The organism is Candidatus Pseudothioglobus sp. uisw_142, assembly GCF_059512465.1.
In genome coordinates, this window is record NZ_CM183452.1 from 1,213,227 (window position 1) to 1,231,973 (window position 18,747).

21 protein-coding genes and 1 riboswitch are annotated in these 18,747 nt (G+C 36.7%); of the genes, 9 read left to right on the forward strand and 12 right to left on the reverse strand.

The window, feature by feature from the left end; all coding sequences use genetic code 11:
- Positions 1 to 2 precede the first annotated feature (2 nt).
- A complete protein-coding gene (locus AC5YGB_RS06205) occupies positions 3 to 602 on the reverse strand; it encodes a peroxiredoxin (RefSeq protein WP_065353331.1) in 600 nt (199 codons plus the stop codon).
- Positions 603 to 1,181: 579 nt separating this feature from the next.
- Here AC5YGB_RS06205 and AC5YGB_RS06210 point away from each other — a divergent pair.
- A complete protein-coding gene (locus AC5YGB_RS06210; RefSeq protein ID WP_496136988.1) occupies positions 1,182 to 2,318 on the forward strand; it encodes a cation diffusion facilitator family transporter in 1,137 nt (378 codons plus the stop codon).
- Positions 2,319 to 2,320: 2 nt separating this feature from the next.
- Here AC5YGB_RS06210 and ruvC read toward each other — a convergent pair whose 3' ends face one another.
- Positions 2,321 to 2,791 carry a crossover junction endodeoxyribonuclease RuvC gene (ruvC, locus tag AC5YGB_RS06215; RefSeq protein ID WP_020026044.1) on the reverse strand — a complete coding sequence of 157 codons (471 nt, stop codon included), beginning with the start codon at positions 2,789 to 2,791 and terminating at the stop codon, positions 2,321 to 2,323.
- 87 nt (positions 2,792 to 2,878) lie between these two features.
- Here ruvC and trxA point away from each other — a divergent pair, with 87 nt between their 5' ends.
- A complete protein-coding gene (trxA, locus tag AC5YGB_RS06220) occupies positions 2,879 to 3,244 on the forward strand; it encodes a thioredoxin (protein ID WP_496136989.1) in 366 nt (121 codons plus the stop codon).
- Here the strand turns inward: trxA and AC5YGB_RS06225 are convergent.
- The 8 genes from AC5YGB_RS06225 to ruvB all read right to left on the reverse strand — a co-directional run bounded on the left by AC5YGB_RS06225 (position 3,241) and on the right by ruvB (position 10,321).
- A complete protein-coding gene (locus AC5YGB_RS06225) occupies positions 3,241 to 3,582 on the reverse strand; it encodes a Spx/MgsR family RNA polymerase-binding regulatory protein (protein ID WP_496136990.1) in 342 nt (113 codons plus the stop codon). The genes trxA and AC5YGB_RS06225 overlap by 4 nt on opposite strands.
- 1 nt (position 3,583) lies before the next feature.
- Complete coding sequence (dtd, locus tag AC5YGB_RS06230; RefSeq protein ID WP_496136991.1) at positions 3,584 to 4,021, reverse strand: D-aminoacyl-tRNA deacylase; 438 nt, start codon at positions 4,019 to 4,021, stop codon at positions 3,584 to 3,586.
- 4 nt (positions 4,022 to 4,025) lie between these two features.
- Complete coding sequence (gene glyS, locus AC5YGB_RS06235; RefSeq protein WP_496136992.1) at positions 4,026 to 6,059, reverse strand: glycine--tRNA ligase subunit beta; 2,034 nt, start codon at positions 6,057 to 6,059, stop codon at positions 4,026 to 4,028.
- A 65-nt stretch (positions 6,060 to 6,124) separates the two neighbouring features.
- Positions 6,125 to 7,771, reverse strand: a complete 1,647-nt coding sequence (locus AC5YGB_RS06240) for a TonB C-terminal domain-containing protein (RefSeq protein WP_496136993.1) — start codon at positions 7,769 to 7,771, stop codon at positions 6,125 to 6,127.
- Between the two features lie 13 nt (positions 7,772 to 7,784).
- On the reverse strand, positions 7,785 to 8,237 hold the full coding sequence (locus AC5YGB_RS06245; RefSeq protein WP_053819825.1) for an ExbD/TolR family protein: 453 nt from the start codon (positions 8,235 to 8,237) through the stop codon (positions 7,785 to 7,787).
- Positions 8,234 to 8,905 carry a protein TolQ gene (tolQ, locus tag AC5YGB_RS06250; RefSeq protein WP_496136994.1) on the reverse strand — a complete coding sequence of 224 codons (672 nt, stop codon included), beginning with the start codon at positions 8,903 to 8,905 and terminating at the stop codon, positions 8,234 to 8,236. The genes AC5YGB_RS06245 and tolQ overlap by 4 nt, the downstream gene beginning before the upstream one ends.
- Positions 8,892 to 9,296, reverse strand: a complete 405-nt coding sequence (ybgC, locus tag AC5YGB_RS06255) for a tol-pal system-associated acyl-CoA thioesterase (protein WP_496136995.1) — start codon at positions 9,294 to 9,296, stop codon at positions 8,892 to 8,894. Before ybgC ends, tolQ begins: the two co-directional genes overlap by 14 nt.
- Positions 9,293 to 10,321 (reverse strand): Holliday junction branch migration DNA helicase RuvB, encoded by a 1,029-nt coding sequence (gene ruvB / locus AC5YGB_RS06260; RefSeq protein WP_065353324.1) that lies wholly within the window; start codon positions 10,319 to 10,321, stop codon positions 9,293 to 9,295. The genes ybgC and ruvB overlap by 4 nt, the downstream gene beginning before the upstream one ends.
- A gap of 159 nt (positions 10,322 to 10,480) precedes the next feature.
- Between ruvB and hemA the strand changes: the two genes are divergently transcribed.
- Entirely contained in the window at positions 10,481 to 11,749 is a 1,269-nt protein-coding gene (gene hemA, locus AC5YGB_RS06265; protein ID WP_496136996.1) for a glutamyl-tRNA reductase, read from the forward strand.
- Entirely contained in the window at positions 11,749 to 12,837 is a 1,089-nt protein-coding gene (gene prfA / locus AC5YGB_RS06270) for a peptide chain release factor 1 (RefSeq protein WP_065353323.1), read from the forward strand. The genes hemA and prfA overlap by 1 nt, the downstream gene beginning before the upstream one ends.
- Here prfA and AC5YGB_RS06275 read toward each other — a convergent pair.
- The gene (locus AC5YGB_RS06275; RefSeq protein ID WP_020027838.1) at positions 12,834 to 13,619 is read right to left on the reverse strand and encodes a metal ABC transporter permease; all 786 of its coding nucleotides are present in this window, start codon (positions 13,617 to 13,619) and stop codon (positions 12,834 to 12,836) included. The two genes, prfA and AC5YGB_RS06275, sit on opposite strands and share 4 nt — an antisense overlap.
- Before the next feature lie 22 nt (positions 13,620 to 13,641).
- A complete protein-coding gene (gene fur, locus AC5YGB_RS06280) occupies positions 13,642 to 14,049 on the reverse strand; it encodes a ferric iron uptake transcriptional regulator (RefSeq protein ID WP_020026056.1) in 408 nt (135 codons plus the stop codon).
- Between the two features lie 50 nt (positions 14,050 to 14,099).
- On the opposite strand from fur, the gene AC5YGB_RS06285 reads away from it, so the two are divergent.
- From AC5YGB_RS06285 to ahcY, 5 genes are all read left to right on the forward strand, one after another.
- Positions 14,100 to 14,543, forward strand: a complete 444-nt coding sequence (locus AC5YGB_RS06285; protein WP_496136997.1) for an outer membrane protein assembly factor BamE domain-containing protein — start codon at positions 14,100 to 14,102, stop codon at positions 14,541 to 14,543.
- 70 nt (positions 14,544 to 14,613) lie between these two features.
- The gene (gene ccmA / locus AC5YGB_RS06290) at positions 14,614 to 15,216 is read left to right on the forward strand and encodes a cytochrome c biogenesis heme-transporting ATPase CcmA (RefSeq protein WP_496136998.1); all 603 of its coding nucleotides are present in this window, start codon (positions 14,614 to 14,616) and stop codon (positions 15,214 to 15,216) included.
- The gene (gene ccmB, locus AC5YGB_RS06295) at positions 15,213 to 15,878 is read left to right on the forward strand and encodes a heme exporter protein CcmB (RefSeq protein WP_496136999.1); all 666 of its coding nucleotides are present in this window, start codon (positions 15,213 to 15,215) and stop codon (positions 15,876 to 15,878) included. The genes ccmA and ccmB overlap by 4 nt, the downstream gene beginning before the upstream one ends.
- Before the next feature lie 152 nt (positions 15,879 to 16,030).
- Positions 16,031 to 17,164 carry a methionine adenosyltransferase gene (gene metK / locus AC5YGB_RS06300; protein ID WP_020027842.1) on the forward strand — a complete coding sequence of 378 codons (1,134 nt, stop codon included), beginning with the start codon at positions 16,031 to 16,033 and terminating at the stop codon, positions 17,162 to 17,164.
- Between the two features lie 34 nt (positions 17,165 to 17,198).
- Positions 17,199 to 17,269: riboswitch (S-adenosyl-L-homocysteine riboswitch) on the forward strand.
- A gap of 19 nt (positions 17,270 to 17,288) precedes the next feature.
- Positions 17,289 to 18,701, forward strand: a complete 1,413-nt coding sequence (gene ahcY / locus AC5YGB_RS06305; protein WP_496137000.1) for an adenosylhomocysteinase — start codon at positions 17,289 to 17,291, stop codon at positions 18,699 to 18,701.
- The last annotated feature ends 46 nt before the right edge of the window (positions 18,702 to 18,747 follow it).

The window sequence follows — 18,747 nt, forward strand, 5'->3', positions numbered from 1 at the left end:
TTCTATAGGTTACTTACATTTTTTGATAAATATTCTGCAATACCATCTGCATTTTCTTTGATTCCTTCATCACCCTTGTTCCATCCAGCTGGACATACTTCTCCATTTTCAGTATGAAAATCAAGTGCATCGACCATTCTGAGCATTTCATCTACATTCCTACCTAATGGATGATCATTAACTACTTGATGACGAACAACAAAATTCTCATCTATTAAAAAAGATGCTCTTAATGCTGTCCCTTCAGGGTGTTCAATTCCATATGAGCTCATAATTGAATGATTCATATCTGAAACTAGTGGAAAGTCTATTGCTCCTATTCCACCATCATTAATGTTAGTATTTCGCCAAGCATTATGAGTATGTTTAGAATCTATTGAGACTCCAATAAGCATTGTTTCTCTCTCAGCAAAAGCTTTGACTCTTTTGTGATGGGCCAAAATCTCAGAAGGACAAACAAATGTAAAGTCTAGTGGGTAGAAAAAAAGTACTATTTTTTGACCTTTAAATTTTGATAGTTGAAAATCTTCAACAATACTTCCATCTGCAAGAATAGCGGATGAACTAAAATCTGGTGCTTCTTTAGTAACCAATACGCTCAAAGTACTCTCCTATTTAATGTTCTCGGGCTTTTGTAGTAAGATGCTAATTCTTTATTGAAGTCATTTTTTACTTCATCTAAAATAATTTGTCCAATAATTGTCTTTGGAATACCGTACTGTCTCATCGATATAAAGTTCAAACGATTCGTTTTTTTTAGTAAATATATTTTGTAGCTATACCAAAGTTTCATAATTAATTTTTTATAAAAAAAGCCCTATGGAAGGAGGAAGACATAGGGCCAATTAATTACAAATAGAGCTACTAAAGGAAGTAAATAACTTTTATAGGTAATTAAAATATCACTTATTTAAAATCTCCTTTGATATTTTGTTTCATCATAGTTCGGAGGGCTATTCTGAAACAGTTGAAATGATTAAAAAAAACATCAGATTGAGGAAGTCAGTTTTGTTAATAATCATTTCAAACTTTCTTAATTTCTTATTTAATGATAATGATACTCATTCTCATTTGTGTTTGCAACCTTTTTTTAAAAAAAAATTAATAATTTTTATTGAAGTCAATAAATACGGGCAAGATAACCTAAAATAGTTGTAATGAATCTATTAACACTGACCTAAATGCAGTCTAATAATCGAACTAAAGCTAGCCAAAAAGTAACAATTGTTGGCGCATTGATTGATTTCTTACTCTCAATCATCAAAATCATTTTGGGCTTCATCGGTCAATCTGGTGCTTTAATTGCTGATGGAGTCCATTCATTCTCTGACTTGCTAACTGACTGGGTCACCTGGTATGCTGCTAAGCTTTCTGGGGACGCACCGGATGCAGACCACCCTTATGGGCATGAAAGGTTTGAAACTGTTGCCACCTTAGGTTTAAGTATTTTTCTTGCAATTGTAGGAACTATTATTATCTTTGAGGGTTTTGGTCGATTCTCAAATCCCAGTGAACTTAGACATGAAAACTGGCTTATAGCCGCTGCTGCATTGTCTGTACTTAGTAAGGAGGCACTTTACTGGTATACAGTAAAGGTTGCCAGAGATATTAATTCAGACCTACTTAAAGCAAATGCTTGGCACCATCGAACTGATGCCTTTTCCTCAATTGTGGTGGTTATTGGAATAATAGGCGCTGCAAATGGTTATTTTTTCCTTGATAGTGTTGCTGCAATTATAGTTGGAATCTTAATTATTTATATTGGATGGCAACTAGGATTTGAGGCGACCAAGGAGTTAGTTGATACATCTATTGATCAAGAGGATATAAAAGTACTTCGTGTTGCCCTATCAGAAATCAAAGGTGTTAACAGTGTTCACACACTTAGGACAAGAAAAGTTGGCCATAAAAAGTCTGCAGATGTTCACGTACAAGTTAACCCGTTTTTGTCTGTGAGTGAAGGTCACATTATCAGTGTTAGTGTTGAAAGAGTTGCAAAGGAGTGTATCGAAGAGCTCGATGATGTTACCGTCCATATAGATCCTGAAAATGATGAGGAAAAAGAAGATGCCCCATATAAAGACCTTCCAGAGCGAGCCCAAGCTTTAAAGATTATTAGTCAATCTTTAAAGCTTGAAAATGTTAATTACAACATTGAAAAAACTCAATTGCACTACCTTGAGGGGGAGATACTAGTAGATTTTTTCTTGTCAGCTGATTATCTTAGAAATCAAGAGTTACATAATATTAAATCTGAACTCAGTGCAGCCTTAGAAAAGCTTCCAGATTTTGGCGAGGTAAAAGTCTACTTTAGTTGACTTTAAAGTGCATGATAAGCATGACAAATAGCTCCCGCAAGAGCATCGCCAGCATCAGCTTGAGGAGCCTTGTTAAGCTTCAAAAGCTGCTGAACCATAAATGAAACTTGCTCTTTTGATGCATGCCCTCTTCCTACGACTGACTTTTTAATTTGGTTTGCTGTGTAATCAACAATTGGAATCCCTTTGCCGCCTGCAGCTGAAATGATTGCCCCTCGAGCATGCCCCAACTTAATTGCAGCATCTGGATTCGGTCTATCTGGCCTCATGAATACCCTCTCGACAGCAACGATATCTACTTCGTGGTTAGTGATGATTTCTTTGATGCCTTCATAGATCGTAATAATTCTCTCATTTAAATCACCTTGAGTTCTTATACATCCACTATTAATGTAAGAAAACTTTAGTTTATTAGCCTCTATTAAGCCGAAACCAGTAATTCTTGAGCCAGGATCTATGCCGAGTATTTTCATGAAGCTATTCTATCAGCTAAGTAAAAACAAGCCAGTATTTTAGTAAAAAAGTTATAATGCACTTTAATTTTTTATGAGAGAAGCTTTATGTCAGTCGTTGAACTTACTCAATCAAACTTTGATGAGACCATTAGTAATAATGAAATAGTGATTATTGATTTTTGGGCGCCTTGGTGTGGACCTTGTATTCAATTCGCTCCAACATTCAAAGAGGCCTCTGAAAAGATTGAAGGCGTAACTTTTGCTAAAGTAAATACTGAAGAAGAGCAATCACTTGGAGCACATTTTGGCATAAGGTCAATACCTACCCTCATGATTTTTCGAGAAACTATTGGAATTTTCTCGCAGCCTGGATCAATGACTGCAAAGGATTTAGAGGATTTATTATCTAAGGCCAAATCAATTGACATGGATGAGGTCAGAAAAGAACTTGAAAATCAAGAGCAGGCTTAAAGTAAAAAATCTAAATATTTCTTTTCGTTAAAACCGACAACAACTTTATCATTTTTAATTAATACTGGCCTCTTGATAAGGGTTGGATATTTTGATATCAACTCAAAATCAATACTTTGTTTCTCTTTTTCTGATAAAGATCTGAAAGTTGCGGACCTTCTATTAACTAATTCATCAATGCCAACAGCATCCTTAAAGTCTTCATATTGTTTTTCTGAAATTGGTCTCTCTCTGTAGTCAATAAATTCATAGGATATAGAGTGACCTGCAAGAAACTTCAAAGCCTTTTTGACAGTGTCACAGTTTTTTATTCCGTATACAGTTATTGAATTATTCATTTTAAACTTCTAGTAAGAATGTTACTGGGCCATCATTAATAAGAGAAACGGTCATGTCTGCACCAAAAATACCGCACTCAGTTTTAAGATTAAATGCTCTTGTTTTTGCAACAAAATAGTTATAAAGATTCTCTGCTTCATTTGGCGGCATTGCAGTTGAAAAGCCTGCACGCGTTCCGTTCTTTGTGTCTGCAGCAAGTGTAAACTGTGACACAAGTAAAATATCACCTGAAATATCTTTGAGACTTAAATTCATCTTTTGATTTTCATCAGGAAAAACTCGATATGAAAGAACCTTACTAATCATTTTGTCGGCATCAAGTTCACTATCTTTTTTTTCCAGACCAAGAAAAACTAGTAGGCCCTTATCAATTTCTCCAACCACCTTTCCATCAACCTCAACATGTGAAGAACTAACTCTCTGAATTAAGGCCTTCATCTAGTTATGATGAGAGATAAGAGATATCTGCAACAGATAAAAATAATAATCTTATCTTTCTGATTAGAGCCAGTCTTGAGCTCTTCAACTTATCGTCGTCTGTGTTAACCATGACGTTATCAAAGAATGAATCAATTGAGTCTTTTAGATCTATTAGTGACTTCATGACTTCCTGATAGTCTTTGCTTCCAGATAGTTTTTTGGCTAATGACTCACTGGCATTAAAGAGTTTAATCTCAGAGTCATCAATTAATATCTTCGGGTTCAGTGTTTCATTTTTTTCATTAGAGTCTTTGAGAATGTTTGCAATCCTTTTGTTTGCTTCTATCAAACTCTTTGAGTTTTCACTTTGAGTAAATTCATTTAGCGCTTCCACCCTGAGATGAAAATCAAGAGGGGATTCTGGAGAGACAGCTAAGACAGCCTCATAAACATTACTATCAATATTTGCATCTTTATAATAGGCTTTCAGTCTATCCATCATAAAGCTGTAAATATCATCACTACAGGATCTATCGACCTCTTTTAGATGTAAATTTAATGAGTAATCAATCAGTGACTTGAGATTTAATTCTATTTTTGCTTCGAGCAGAATTCTTAACAAACCCAGAGCAAGTCTTCTAAGCGCATAGGGGTCTTTAGAGCCAGTAGGTGCTTGTCCAATACCATAGATGCCTGAGATTGTATCTAGCTTATCGGCAATAGCAACGACAAGACCTTCGTTGGTAGATGGAACCTTGTCACCCGCAAATCTTGGTTGATAATGCTCCCGGATTGCTACTGAAACTGCTTGAGTCTCTCCATCATTAGTGGCATAGTATCCACCCATAATTCCTTGAAGGTCTGCAAATTCTCCAACCATCTCACTTAATAAGTCAGATTTTGACAACAATCCTGCCCTTGCAGACCCTTTTTGATCAAAGCCAACTAAATCAGAAATATGTGAGCTAAGGCTTTCAATACGTTTTGCTTTTTGACCCATAGAGCCTAATGACTTCATAAACATCACGCTATCTAAATCAGGTAGTCTTTCCTCAAGCTTTTTAGCCTTATCTTGATTCCAAAAAAACTCTGAATCTGCGAGTCTTGGATGAATAACCCTTTCATTACCATCAACAATTGCCTTAATATTGGATGATTCAATATTGGCAACAGAGATAAATAATGGCAATAATTGACCTTGAATGTCAACCAAGTGAAAATATTTTTGATGTGATTTCATTGCGGAAATAATGGCTTCTTGAGGAATATCCAAGAACTTCTTATCAAAACTGCCAGAGAATGCCCTTGGGTACTCAACTAGAGCACAAACCTCATCAAGGAGTAATTCATCAATAACGACTTCAGCATTATTTTTTTGAGCTACAGATAAAACTTGATCTCGAATAAGCTCTTTTCTCTTTGCAAAGTCAACCAAAATTTGAGCCTTATCACTCATAACTTGCTCATAATCCTTTGCATGTTTAAGCTCAATAATTGGGTCTATAAATCTTAAGCCTTTAGTTATCCTATTACTTTCAAGCCCCATTATTTTTGCAGGCACAATATTCTTATCAAGCAAAATAACTAACCAATGAACGGGTCTTACAAAGGAATAATCAGAACTTCCCCACTTCATCGCTCTAGTTATTGGAATATCTTTTATTGATTTTTCAATAGCTTCTGGTAACAGCCCACTTAAACTCTGACCTATCTCCTCTTTTGAGTAATAGAAATATTCTTTTCCACCCAACTCTTTTTTCTCAAGTTCGCTGACGTCTACGCCGCATGATTTAGCAAAGCCACTTATTGCCATTTCTGGTGATTGTATTGAAGGGCCCTTCTTTTCGATAATTTGATTAAGCTGTTTACCTTGAACTGCACTTATTGTTATTGCCAAACGTCTAGGCGTTGCAAATGCTTTAATAGTATCAAAGCCAATATTAAGTTTTTTAAGCTCTGAACTAAGGTTGTCCTTAAGGGCATTAGAAAGCTTTAATAAAAGTTTTGGTGGCAGCTCTTCTGTGCCAAGCTCCAATAAAAAGTCATGCGTTTTCATGCCCAATATTTTAGCTTATTGTATTGATTATTATTTGGTTTGATTAAGAAACTTGAATACTTAGGTTAATTTACGCCAAATATGAAAATAAGCTCCTTATCAAAGACAGCTTCATCTGGAGCAGATGGAAGCGGTGAAGCCTTATAAACTGCTCTTCTGATAGAGTCTTTAAATACTTTAGCTTTACTACTATCATCGACATTTGCATTTCGAACGTCTACTGCAACCACAGTTCCGTCTCTATCTTGAACCACATAAACTTCAGCAGTCCAGTCATCCTCAGCGCCCTGATAACGCCAGAATGATTTGACCCGTGCAGCGATGTTATTAACATAGGCAGACTTCAAGGTGTTTAATTGATCCTCAATCTTAACCAACCTTTCTTGATCCTGCTCGGCTTGAACCTCTTCAGTTAATAAGCGATTGTACTGTTCATTTTCAAAAGCTAACTGCTGCGCTGTTCTCTCAGCTTCGAGCTCATCAAGTTTAATACGCTCTTCTTCAGTAAGTTTTGTTGCCTCATCTTTCTCTTTTTCAGCTTCTTTAGCTTTCTCTTCCTCTATCTTTCTTTTCTCTTCAGCTTCTTTTGCCTTTTCTTCTTCAGTCTTTCGCTTAGCTTCAGCCAATTTAGTTTTTTCTTCTTCAGCTTTTCTCTTTTCTTCTGCCTTCTTCACTTGCTTAGCAACTTCTTGAGCTAGAATTTCAGCTTCCTTAGCTTTTTCTTCGGCCTGCTTTTCAGCGTCCCTAACAGCATCTTTTGCCTTGAGTTCTTCTTCAATTCGCTTCTCTTCAGCCTGCTTAGCAAGAATCTCAGCCTCTTTTGCAAGAATCTCAGCCTCTTGAGCTTCTTTCGTAGCCTCTTTTGCGAGTAACTCAGCTTCCTTTGTTTTTGCTTCTTCGGCTTTACGTTTCAACTCAGCAAGTTTTGTTTTGACCTCTTCAGCTTTACGAAGTGCTTCAGCTGCTGCCTTTTGTTTTTCAGCTTCTAAGACCTGAATTTCAGCTTCCTTGGTTTTGGCCTCCTCTACAACCCTTTTTGCTGCTGCTTCTTTAGCTTTTTTCTCTTCAAGTTTTACTTTTGTTTCAGCTTCAGCAACTTTTTCAACCGCCTTGGAAGCTAACTGTTCAGCTTCTTTTGTTTTTGCTTCTTCAGCCTTCCTTTTAACCTCTGCAAAAACTTTTTGAGCCTTCGCTTTTAGAGCCTCTTGTTCTGCAACTTTTTGATCTTTTTTAGCAGTTTCAGAACGCTTTTCCTCATTTTTAAGTTTTGTTTGTTTCTTTTTCTCAACATCCTTTAAGCGATCTTGCTCTGCCTCAATAATCTCCATATCAATCATCACAGCCTGAACAGGAGCTACTTGCGATGTAGCAGATACTTGAGGCGTATCCCATTTCTCAACGTTAGCATAAAGAAGTGCAAACAGAAGTGATGCATGCAAAATGACTGCAGCCCAAAATGCAATTGGATGTTTTTTTGAGATCTTGATCATTGGCTGCATCATTGTATTGATAAGACCAAGGACAAATATTAGAAACCTTTTAAGATAGGCGAATATAAAGACTGATACTTGTTTTAAAAGAGTTAAAAACTTCGATTCATTTGAAGTCTCACTTTGTTCTGAAGCTGCAGCGTTATTTTTTTGAGATGCAGACTCAGCCTTTTTAGAAAACAGGTCTCTAATAGAGCTGACAATCTTTTTCACAAAATTCATAAATAAAAATTAGTTAATTTGGATTTTCGGTCATAAAACCGACCTTATCTATCTTGCTGTACTGTTTCAATAAGGCAATGATCTCAATGACTTTTTCATATTCAACTTTTTTATCGCCTTTAACAAAAACTTGCATATCTGGATAAATTTCTTTTCTTGCAAGTATCTGGTTAATGGCCACATTTAAAGATACTGGCTCATAGTCTTCAATTTCTTCAGTTCCTGGACTTGTCATAGCATTTATAAAGTAATTTCCCTCTGCATCAACTGAAATAACTGAAGGCGTCTGATCTTGATAATCTACAACATTTGCTTGTGCACTAGGCAAGTCAACCTCAACACCTTGCTCAATAATAGGAGTAGTCATCATAAAGATGACTAACAAGACCAGCATTACATCAATATAGGGAACAATATTGATATCTGCATGAATATCGGGTCTTGAACGCTTTGGAAGTTCGATCATTTTTGTCTCTGAAGAATAACAAATATCTCTTCAACAAAGGCGGTGTATTTGTTACCAATCTCCTCTACTTGCGACACCAATCTATTGTAGGCAATAGTCGCCGGTATTGCGGCAAATAAGCCGAAAGCTGTTGCAATGAGAGCCTCTGCAATACCTGGTGCAACAACTGCAATAGTCGCTTGCTTGACTGAAGCGAGACCAATAAAGGAGTGCATAATTCCCCAGACAGTACCAAAGAGTCCAATATATGGACTAGAAGATGCAATCATAGCAAGGATAGAAAGGCTTGAGTCAAGTCGATCAATCTCATTGCTTGCAGAAGTATTCATTGCCCTGTATGCCCGCTCAGAATTCATTATCAGTGATTGATTTGAAGTAGATTTCGTATGAGTAAATTCTTTGTAGCCTGAACCAAAAATATCTTCCATTGCGCTCCAATCAGAGGCAAGTTTTGGAAGGCTTTTATATAAATCTGGGAGCTTTTCATTTCTCTCAAACTCTTCATGGAAGATCTCAATATCATTTGAAGCATCCATCAAAATCTTCTTCTTGGACATAATAACTGTCCAGGAGTAGATCGACATTAAAACCAAAATAATCATTACTAGCTGAACGACAAATCCCGCATTAAAGATTAAACTGACGATTGATAAACTATTTTCTTCCATTAAGTTTCTCCAAGATTTCTTGCGGAAAAGCGCAAGGTTTTAAATTATTCTTCATTACAGAAACAACCTTGACTTCTGCTTTAAATAATACCGTATTTTTCTCTATATTCAGAATTTTCTGAGCAAAAACAAGGCTTGCATTTTTAATTAAATCAATGCTCGTTTGAACCTCAATAACATCATCTAGATAAGCAGGCGATAGATAATCTGCACTCACCGACTTAACAACAAAAACCATACCATGTTGTTTTGCCAGAAAGCCCTGCTCAAAGCCTAGATCCCTGAGATATTCAGTTCTTCCTCTTTCAATATATTTCAGATAGTTGGCATAAAACACAACCCCACCAGCATCTGTATCTTCATAATAAACTCTAATTCTTTGTTGATTCATTTACCAAATAAATCTTGTGCTTGCGCCTCTCTAACTTCACCCAAATGAGAAAAAGCAAGATCTGTAGCAACTCTTCCTCTTGGGGTTCGCATTATAAAACCCTGCTGAAGGAGGTATGGCTCTATCATATCTTCCAAAGTTGTTCTTTCTTCACCCAAGGCAGTCGCCAAAGTATCTAAACCCACAGGACCTGCTGAGAATTTATTAATGATCAGACTGAGGTAATCTCTATCGAGCTGCTCAAGGCCTGCTTCATCAACCTTAAGTGTTTCAAGCGCCTCCTTTGCAATATCTACATTGATGATTCCTTTTGTTTTAACGTCTGCAAAATCGCGAACCCTTCTAAGAAGGCGATTTGCAATTCGAGGAGTTCCTCTAGAACGTTTTGCAATTTCTTTTGATCCATGTTTTTCAATTGTGATATTTAGAATGGAGGCAGATCTTTCTATAATTTCCTGCAGCTCATTAAGCTTATAAAAAGACAGTCTATGGACAATACCAAATCTATCCCTTAGAGGTGAGGTTAGCATTCCAGCTCTAGTTGTTGCGCCTATCAGGGTGAATGGAGGTAATTCGAGCTGAACTGAGTGAGCAGCAACTCCTTCACCAACCAAGATATCTAATTTGAAATCCTCAAGAGCAGGATACAAAATTTCTTCAACAACAGGATTCAGCCTGTGTATTTCATCAATAAAGAGGATATCAAATGGCTCTAGTTTTGTGAGTATTGCAGCCAGGTCACCTGAGCGCTCAAGAACAGGCCCTGAAGTTTGTTTAATACCTGCACCCATCTGGTTGGCAATGACATTCGCTAGGGTTGTTTTTCCAAGTCCAGGAGGCCCATAAATGAGGCAATGGTCAAGAACATCTGAACGAGATTTTGCAGCTTTGATGAATAATGACATTTGTGATTTAACATCTTCTTGACCAATATAATCTGCAAAAGAATTAGGACGCACAGAGGCAGTCTTGAGATCTTCATTTGATTGATTTTCACCACCAATCAATCTGTCCTCTTCAATCATGCAAAATATTTTATTAAAAGATTATTATTTGTATTTTAGACCAATCAATAACTTGGATTATTGTTTATATAAAACTAGAATTAGATCTTGAGTCATATATTGGATTGAAATTAAAATGAAAGGTATAATTACCGGATTAACTTATTATCATTTTTTTCAATGTCAAATATTGCGGTACTGAGTGTAAATCATCAATTGGCTCCAGTTGAAATCAGGGAAAAAGTAGCGTTTGCTCAAAATGAATTGCCTTCAGCTATATCCAGTTTATTAGCTGTTCAAGACATCAAAGCATGTGTAATTTTCTCTACTTGTAATAGATCAGAGATTTATGTTTCTCATTCATCAAAAAATATTCGTGAAGTCTTAATACAATATATGGCTACAACCCATGCTATTGATCAATTATCTCTTGAACAATATATTTCCTTTTACGAATCTAATGAGGCAATAAAACATACTTGTAAAGTGGCTTGTGGTTTAGAGTCTTTAGTTTTAGGAGAACCACAAATTTTTGGCCAACTCAAAGAGGCTTATCACTTTTCAAAGACGCAAGGTGCATTAGATAAGATTCTGGAAAAACTTTTTCAACACGTATTCAAGACGGCTAAAAAAGTTAGGACAGATACAAATATTGGATCATCTCCAATTTCAGTTGCCTATTGTGCGGTTAAGCTCAGTGAAAAAATATTTACAACTCTCGAAAATCAAACAGTGCTATTAATTGGTGCTGGCGAGATGATTGAATTGAGTGCTCAGCATCTCAGTAAAAAGGGCGTCAAGGATATGATTTTTGCAAATAGAACACTCGAAAATGCTCAGCCTATTGCACTTAAACATAATGCTGAAGCAATCACTCTAAAAAGTTTGTCTGAAAATCTGCATAGAGCTGATATTGTCATCACTTCAACTGCAGCGCCCATTCCAATTATTGGTAAGGGCCTCATAGAAACCGTTCTTCATCAAAGAAAACATCAGCCAATGCTTTTGATCGATCTTGCCATTCCAAGAGACATCGAGCCTGAAGCAAATCAACTAGAAGACGTCTTTCTTTACACCGTTGACGACTTACAACAAATTGCAAATAGTAATCTTGAGGATAGACTCAAGGAGAAAGTAATTGCAGAAAAAATAATCCAAATAAGAAGTGTTGATTTCCTTGAGTGGATTAACAATATTCCTAATGAAGAGGTTATTAAAAACTATAGAAGTCAAGCGAACTTACTTAAAGATGAGCTTCTTCAAATTGCACTCAGAAAACTGAAGTCCGGATCTAATCCAAACTTAGTTGTTGAAGAGCTTGCAGACAAGCTAACAAATAAACTCCTTCATCAGTCCTTAGAAAATATAAAAAAACCAGCTAAATCTAAAGAAACTTCAGAAAATGTAGTTGGTAAAGATACTAAAAAGCATACCAAGATCGGAAACTAATGAACCCTTCTATCCTTGCTAAGTTAGAGCAGTTGTCGATGCGCCTTGAAGAAATCAATGCGCTTCTATCGGATCAGTCAATTGCCTCCGACCAAAATAAATTTAGAGAACTTTCAATAGAACACTCTCAGTTATCTCCCGTTAATGAAAAGTATGAGGAGTATTTATCAACCGTTGATGACATAAATGCGGCAGAAAAACTGCTTGAAGAGGAAGATGACGACATCCAAGAAATGGCTGAGGAAGAAATCCTTTCTGGTCAAAAAGCTTTAGAGCAACTCGAACTTGACCTTAAAAAGGCTCTTCTCCCAAAAGACCCTAATGACTCTAGAAATATTATTATAGAAATCAGGGCTGGAACAGGTGGCGATGAAGCCAGCATTTTCTCTGGTGATCTTTACAGAATGTACACTCGCTATGTTGAGAAATCGAAATGGCAATTAGAAATCTTAAGCTCAAACATGGGTGAGCATGGTGGATTTAAAGAAATCATAGCAAGAATTAGTGGGACTAATGTTTACTCAAAACTTAAATTTGAATCGGGTGCACATCGTGTTCAAAGAGTTCCAGAAACTGAATCTCAAGGCAGAGTTCATACTTCTGCTTGTACGGTCGCAGTGATGCCAGAAGTCTCAAGTATTGAAGAGGTTAATATCAATATGAATGATGTCAGAGTTGACACGTTTAGAGCCTCTGGAGCTGGGGGTCAGCATGTCAACAAAACCGATTCAGCTGTCAGAGTCACTCATATCCCAACCGGCACAGTAGTTGAGTGTCAAGATGGGCGCTCTCAGCATAAAAATAAAGCACAAGCTATGTCTGTATTAGCATCTAGAATTCTTGATGCACAGCAGCAAGAACAACAAAAAGAGCAGGCTTCACAAAGAAAAGAGCTAGTTGGAAGTGGTGATCGCTCTCAAAGGATTAGAACTTATAATTACCCCCAAGGGAGAGTCACTGATCATCGAATTAATTTGACTCTATATAAGTTAAATGAGGTCATGGAAGGTGAACTAGAATCAATCATTGACCCATTGATCATTGAGCAGCAAACAAATCAGCTAACAGAGCTCAATGCAACGCTTTAAATTCTTTTTGGAAAAAACTGAGCAATAAAAAAAAGTACGCCTAACGTTATTACAATTGTAGGTCCTGTTGCCAAATCAAAATCAATCGAAAAATACAGTCCCATCAGAACTGAAGAAATGGATACAATCATGGACGTTACTATCATTGCAAGGGGTGAATTTGAAAAGACTCTAGCAATAGCAGGTGGAATGATCAATAGTGATGTGATAAGAAGCACCCCAACGATTTGGACTGAAACTGAAACTGCCAAAGCTATTAAAAACATAAATAGAAGGTCATAAAACATCTTATTAATCCCTTCTGCCTTAGCAAGCTCTTCATTAAGTGTAAGTAATAATAATTTTTTCCAGTTCATTACTAAGATTGAAATGACGATCACTGCAACAGAGAATATCCAATATATATCACTTGTTGTTATAGATAAAATATCGCCAAATAGATAAGAAAAATAATCAGTATTTTGATTTCCAATGATCCCCAAAACCACAATTCCCAGCGATAGTGAAATATGAGAGAAAATCCCCAGAACAGCATCACTTGACCAAAACTCTTTTTGTTGTAATATCACGATTAGTGTTGCAAACAGACCACCAATAAAAACTAAACCAAAGTTAATACCTAGTCCAGTTACCAGGCCCAAAGCAACACCCAATAGGGCACTGTGGGAGATTGAATCAGAAAAATATGAGAGCCTCTTCCATATAACGAAACAGCCTAAAGACCCAGCAATGACCGAAACACCTATCGCTGCAACTATAGCTCTATAAATAAAATCGTCCATTGTCTATAAAGCCTGAATGATCTTAGTGACAGTCCTTACACAAGCCATAAAGGTAAAGAGAATGATCAGTCAACTCAAAGCCGTGTTTTTTTGCAATCTGAATTTGGTGTTGCTCAATAACATCATCTTGAAACTCTATAATCTTATTACACTTCACGCAAACTAAATGGTCATGGTGTTCCAAGCCGCACAATTCATAAACCGCCTGGTTGTTCTCGAAATTAAGTTTCTGCACGATCCCTGATTCTTCAAATTGTGACAGAACACGGTAAATTGTTGCAACGCCCACCTCTTCATGTTGATCAATGAGAACTCTGTAAATGTCCTCAGCACTGAGGTGATGATTTGGAGACTTCTCTAAGACCTCTAAAATTTTCAGTCTTGGCAGAGTAACTTTTAGACCAGCACTTTTTAAATCTTCAGCATCCATTAAAAAATCCTTAAGGTAAAATCTACTTTATATTTTATATGTTTATAGCTATGAAGAAATTAACTTTTATTTTGCTTATCGCTTTGATGGTTACTGGTTGTTCTAATTCTCTTCCAAAAACCCCTGAACTTCCAAAGATGCCTAAGCTTTCGTTGCCAGAGCTTCCAAAGATGCCTAAGCTTTCGTTGCCTAGCTGGGCAAAGCCAAAGTTGCCTTCAATTGATGTTTATAAGCCAACCATTATGCAGGGTTCAGTTTTAGATATGAGTGAAGTCAATAAGCTTCAATTAGGAATGTCAAAAGAGAGTGTCATGAATCTAATTGGCTCGCCTAGTATTATTGACCCATTTCACCAATATCAATGGGACTATATCAATCATTCTTCGATTGAAGGAAAAATTGAAATACAGTACCGCTTAAGATTGATTTTTAAAGACAACCTTTTGACTGAAATTGATAAAAGTGGACTGGAAAGCTTATCAAACGATAAGTAACTCCTTTAGTTATTTTTTTTGATAACTAGATTTTTCAGTGTTTATTTAGCTAATCAACTAAAATAAACGAATGTCAAAACTAATAGTAAATAACTTAAGCTGCCAAAGGGGCTACAAACTCCTCTTTGAAAATTTATCGTTTGAGTTAAATTCTGGAGAAGTATTAAAAGTCTCTGGTCCAAATGGTTCAGGCAAGACCTCATTAATGAAAATACTTGCCGGTCTTAGTTCATTTGAGACAGGCTCAATTGATTATGATGACACTAAAATTAATAGTGAGAGATACAATCTTGATTTTCTTTATCTAGGTCATTTGGCCGCTCTTAGTCCAGAGTTAAGCTGTTTAGAAAATTTAAAATATACAATGCGCCTCGGAAATGATAATCTTGATTTAGATTTTTCTGATGCCCTTAAAAAGGTTGGCTTAGAAAAATTTGAAAATGAGCTTGTAGGCAAACTGTCAGCTGGTCAGAAAAAAAGAATCGCACTTTCTCTTTTATTCATTACTCAATCCAAAGTATGGCTTTTAGATGAGCCTTTTTCAGCACTTGACTCAAAGGCAATCAAAATAATTGAAACTAGAGTTGAGGATCATTGCAACTCTGGCGGCATCTGCATCCTAACTACGCACCAGGAATGTAATATTAAAAACATGAAGGGGATTTCTCTTTGAACATATTCGTGCAAACAATGACAAGGGATCTTAAAATGGCCTTGAGAAATCCGTCAAGTTTCTTGAACCCTCTTATGTTTTTTGTAATCTCAATCTCTTTATTTCCGATTGCAATTAGTCCAGAAGCGCAAACTTTATCAAGCATTGCACCTGGAATAATTTGGGTTATAACAATGCTTTCAGTTCTATTATCTCTCAATTCATTATTTCACTATGACTATGATAGTGGGATTCTAGAGCAAATGGTTATTTCTCACCACTCATTGCCTTTAATCTTACTGGCTAAAACTTTAGCTCATTGGATGCTTTCAGGTCTTCCAATAATCGTTTTGTCTCCTTTTCTTGGAATGGCACTCTTTATAAATACTGAAGGCATCTATATTCTCGTTTTGACTTTAATTATAGCTACGCCATGTCTAAGTCTGATTGGCTCAATTGGAGCCTCTCTGGTTGTTGGCATTAAAAACTCAGGAATGCTGTTATCTCTATTAATTCTCCCCCTTTTCATACCAATCTTGATTTTTGCAACAAGCGCAGTATCTCAATCTCAATCTAATCTTCCAATTAATGGTCAGTTATATTTTCTAGGATTTATCTTAATTCTAAGCTTACTTATAACGCCTTTTTTAAGTGCACTATCATTAAAAATAAGTCTGGAATAGACTTTACTTCTCCAAGTAAAAGATTATAATTAACTAACGCTGATTTGTTCCGATTGCTAGCGTTGTTACATTATGTGACTAAAACAAGCTAAAGCTGGCCTCTATTTCATGAAATCCATCTTTAGTATTAAATAATTTTATAGGATTTTATTATGATATTTACTTCTGAATCTGTTTCTGCTGGTCACCCCGATAAAGTTTGTGACCAAATTTCTGATGCCATTCTTGATGCTGCACTTAATCAAGATCCTAACTCTAGAGTTGCTGTAGAGACACTTGTCAAAGACAATCAAGTTGTTTTAGCTGGAGAAATTACAACTGATGCTAATATAGATTATGAATCTATAGTCAGAAAAACAATTCTTGGAATTGGTTATAACCAAGAGGAGTATGGATTCAATGGTGAAACATGTTCAGTTACGAATTTGCTTGGCAGGCAGTCTCAAGATATTTCAATGGGTGTCACCGAAAGTGATAGTCATGAACAAGGCGCAGGTGACCAAGGCCTTATGTTTGGTTATGCAGAAAATTCAACAGAAGAGCTTATGCCAGCCCCCATTATGCTGTCACATCAATTAGTCAGGCAACAAGCAGATTTAATGCTAGATGGCTCGATACCTTGGCTTCGTCCAGACGCTAAATCTCAAGTCTCTTGCATCTATGAAGGTAATCAAATTGTAGGTATTGACGCTGTAGTTTTATCTACTCAGCACGATGGAGACATCTCACTTGAGGAGCTTAGAGAGAGTGTTTTAGAAAATATTATTAAGCCAATCCTTCCTGAAAAGTGGCTTACAAGCGACACGCAATATCACATAAACCCAACAGGAAATTTTGAAATTGGAGGTCCGGTTGGTGATGCTGGACTAACTGGAAGAAAAATTATAGTTGATACATACGGCGGTATGGCTAGACATGGCGGCGGGGCTTTTTCAGGCAAAGATCCTTCAAAAGTAGATAGAAGTGCTGCCTATGCTACACGTTATGTTGCTAAAAATCTTGTGGCAGCTGGCATCGCTAAGCGCTGTGAAATTCAAGTTTCGTATGCAATTGGAGTTGCTGAACCAACGAGTATAAGTGTTGACACATTTGGAACTGGAGAGCTACCAAATCATGAAATTGTTGCTCTTATCAGAGAGCATTTTGATCTTCGCCCTAAAGGTTTAATTGCAATGCTAGATTTAAAACGTCCAATTTATCAGCAGACTGCGAGTTATGGTCACTTTGGGAGAAAAGAAGACTCAATTAGCTGGGAGAAAACTGATAGAGCAGATTTACTAAAATAGTTTCTTTTTTATATGTTTTTGGTATAATACGTCTCGTGCCAAGGGGCGTTGCATTGAAAATATTTTTTCAATCAGGCTTGGTAATCAAAACGACGCTCATTTTTTTAACTTAACGGGAAATAAAATGAGCGATTCTACAATAGATAATAGTGGCTTTAAAGTAGCCGATCTCAACCTTGACTACAAAGTAGCTGATATTAATTTAGCAGATTTTGGTCGTAAAGAAATTGAGCTTGCAGAAGCTGAAATGCCTGCATTAATGGCTCTTAGAGAAAAGTACAGCAAAGAGCAGCCTCTTGAAGGCGCAAGAATTATGGGCTGTATTCATATGACAATCCAAACTGCGGTCCTAATGGAAACATTAATTGATCTTGGAGCTGAAATTCGTTGGTCATCTTGCAATATTTTTTCGACACAAGATCATGCTGCTTCTGCAATGGCGGCAAGAAATATTCCTGTATTTGCCTGGAAAGGTGAGACTGAAGAAGAGTTCTTGTGGTGCATTGAGCAAACTATTCTTCATAACGGTAAGCCATGGGATGCCAACATGATTCTTGATGATGGCGGTGATCTAACGGGCATGGTCCATGATAAGTATCCAGAAATGCTCGATAAAATTCATGGCATCAGTGAAGAAACAACAACTGGTGTTCACCGACTTCTAGAGATGATTGAGAGTGGTGAACTTAAAGTTCCTGCTATCAATGTAAACGATGCTGTTACTAAGGCAAAAAATGATAACAAGTATGGTTGTAGGCACTCTCTTAATGATGCTATTAAGCGAGGTACAGATATGCTTATGTCAGGCAAGAAGGCCTTATTGATTGGTTATGGCGATGTTGGTAAAGGATCTGCTATGTCACTTCGTCAAGAAGGAATGATTGTTAAAATTTCTGAAATTGATCCTATATGTGCTTTCCAGGCGTGCATGGATGGCTTTGAAGTGGTTTCACCTTATATTGATGGAATCAATACTGGTTCTGTAGATTGTATCAATAAAGATTTACTAGCCAACACTGATTTAATTGTCACAACGACTGGAAATACTAATGTTTGCGATGCTTCAATGCTTCAATGCCTCAAAGCAGGCTCTGTAGTGTGTAATATTGGTCACTTTGATAATGAAATTGATACAGCATACATGCGTAAAAATTGGAAATGGGATGAAGTGAAAGCGCAAGTTCATCGCATCTATCGCTCCGATGATAAAAATGATTACTTAATTCTTCTTTCAGAAGGTCGTTTAGTTAATTTAGGAAATGCAACTGGACACCCTTCTAGAATTATGGATGGCTCATTTGCAAACCAAGTTTTAGCACAAATGCATCTTTATAGTAATAAATTTGCTGACTTACCAAAAGACCAGAAACCTGCTAATGTTTCTGTCGAGCTTCTCCCTAAGAAACTTGACGAAGAAGTAGCGGCTGGAATGGTAGGTGGCTTCGGTGGTGTTATGACTGTCTTAACGGATACGCAAGCAAAATACATCAATACGCCTAAGGAAGGCCCTTTTAAACCAGAGGCCTATAAGTACTAAGTTTTTTTGTGATTATTAAAAAAATGCGGGTTTATCCCGCATTTTT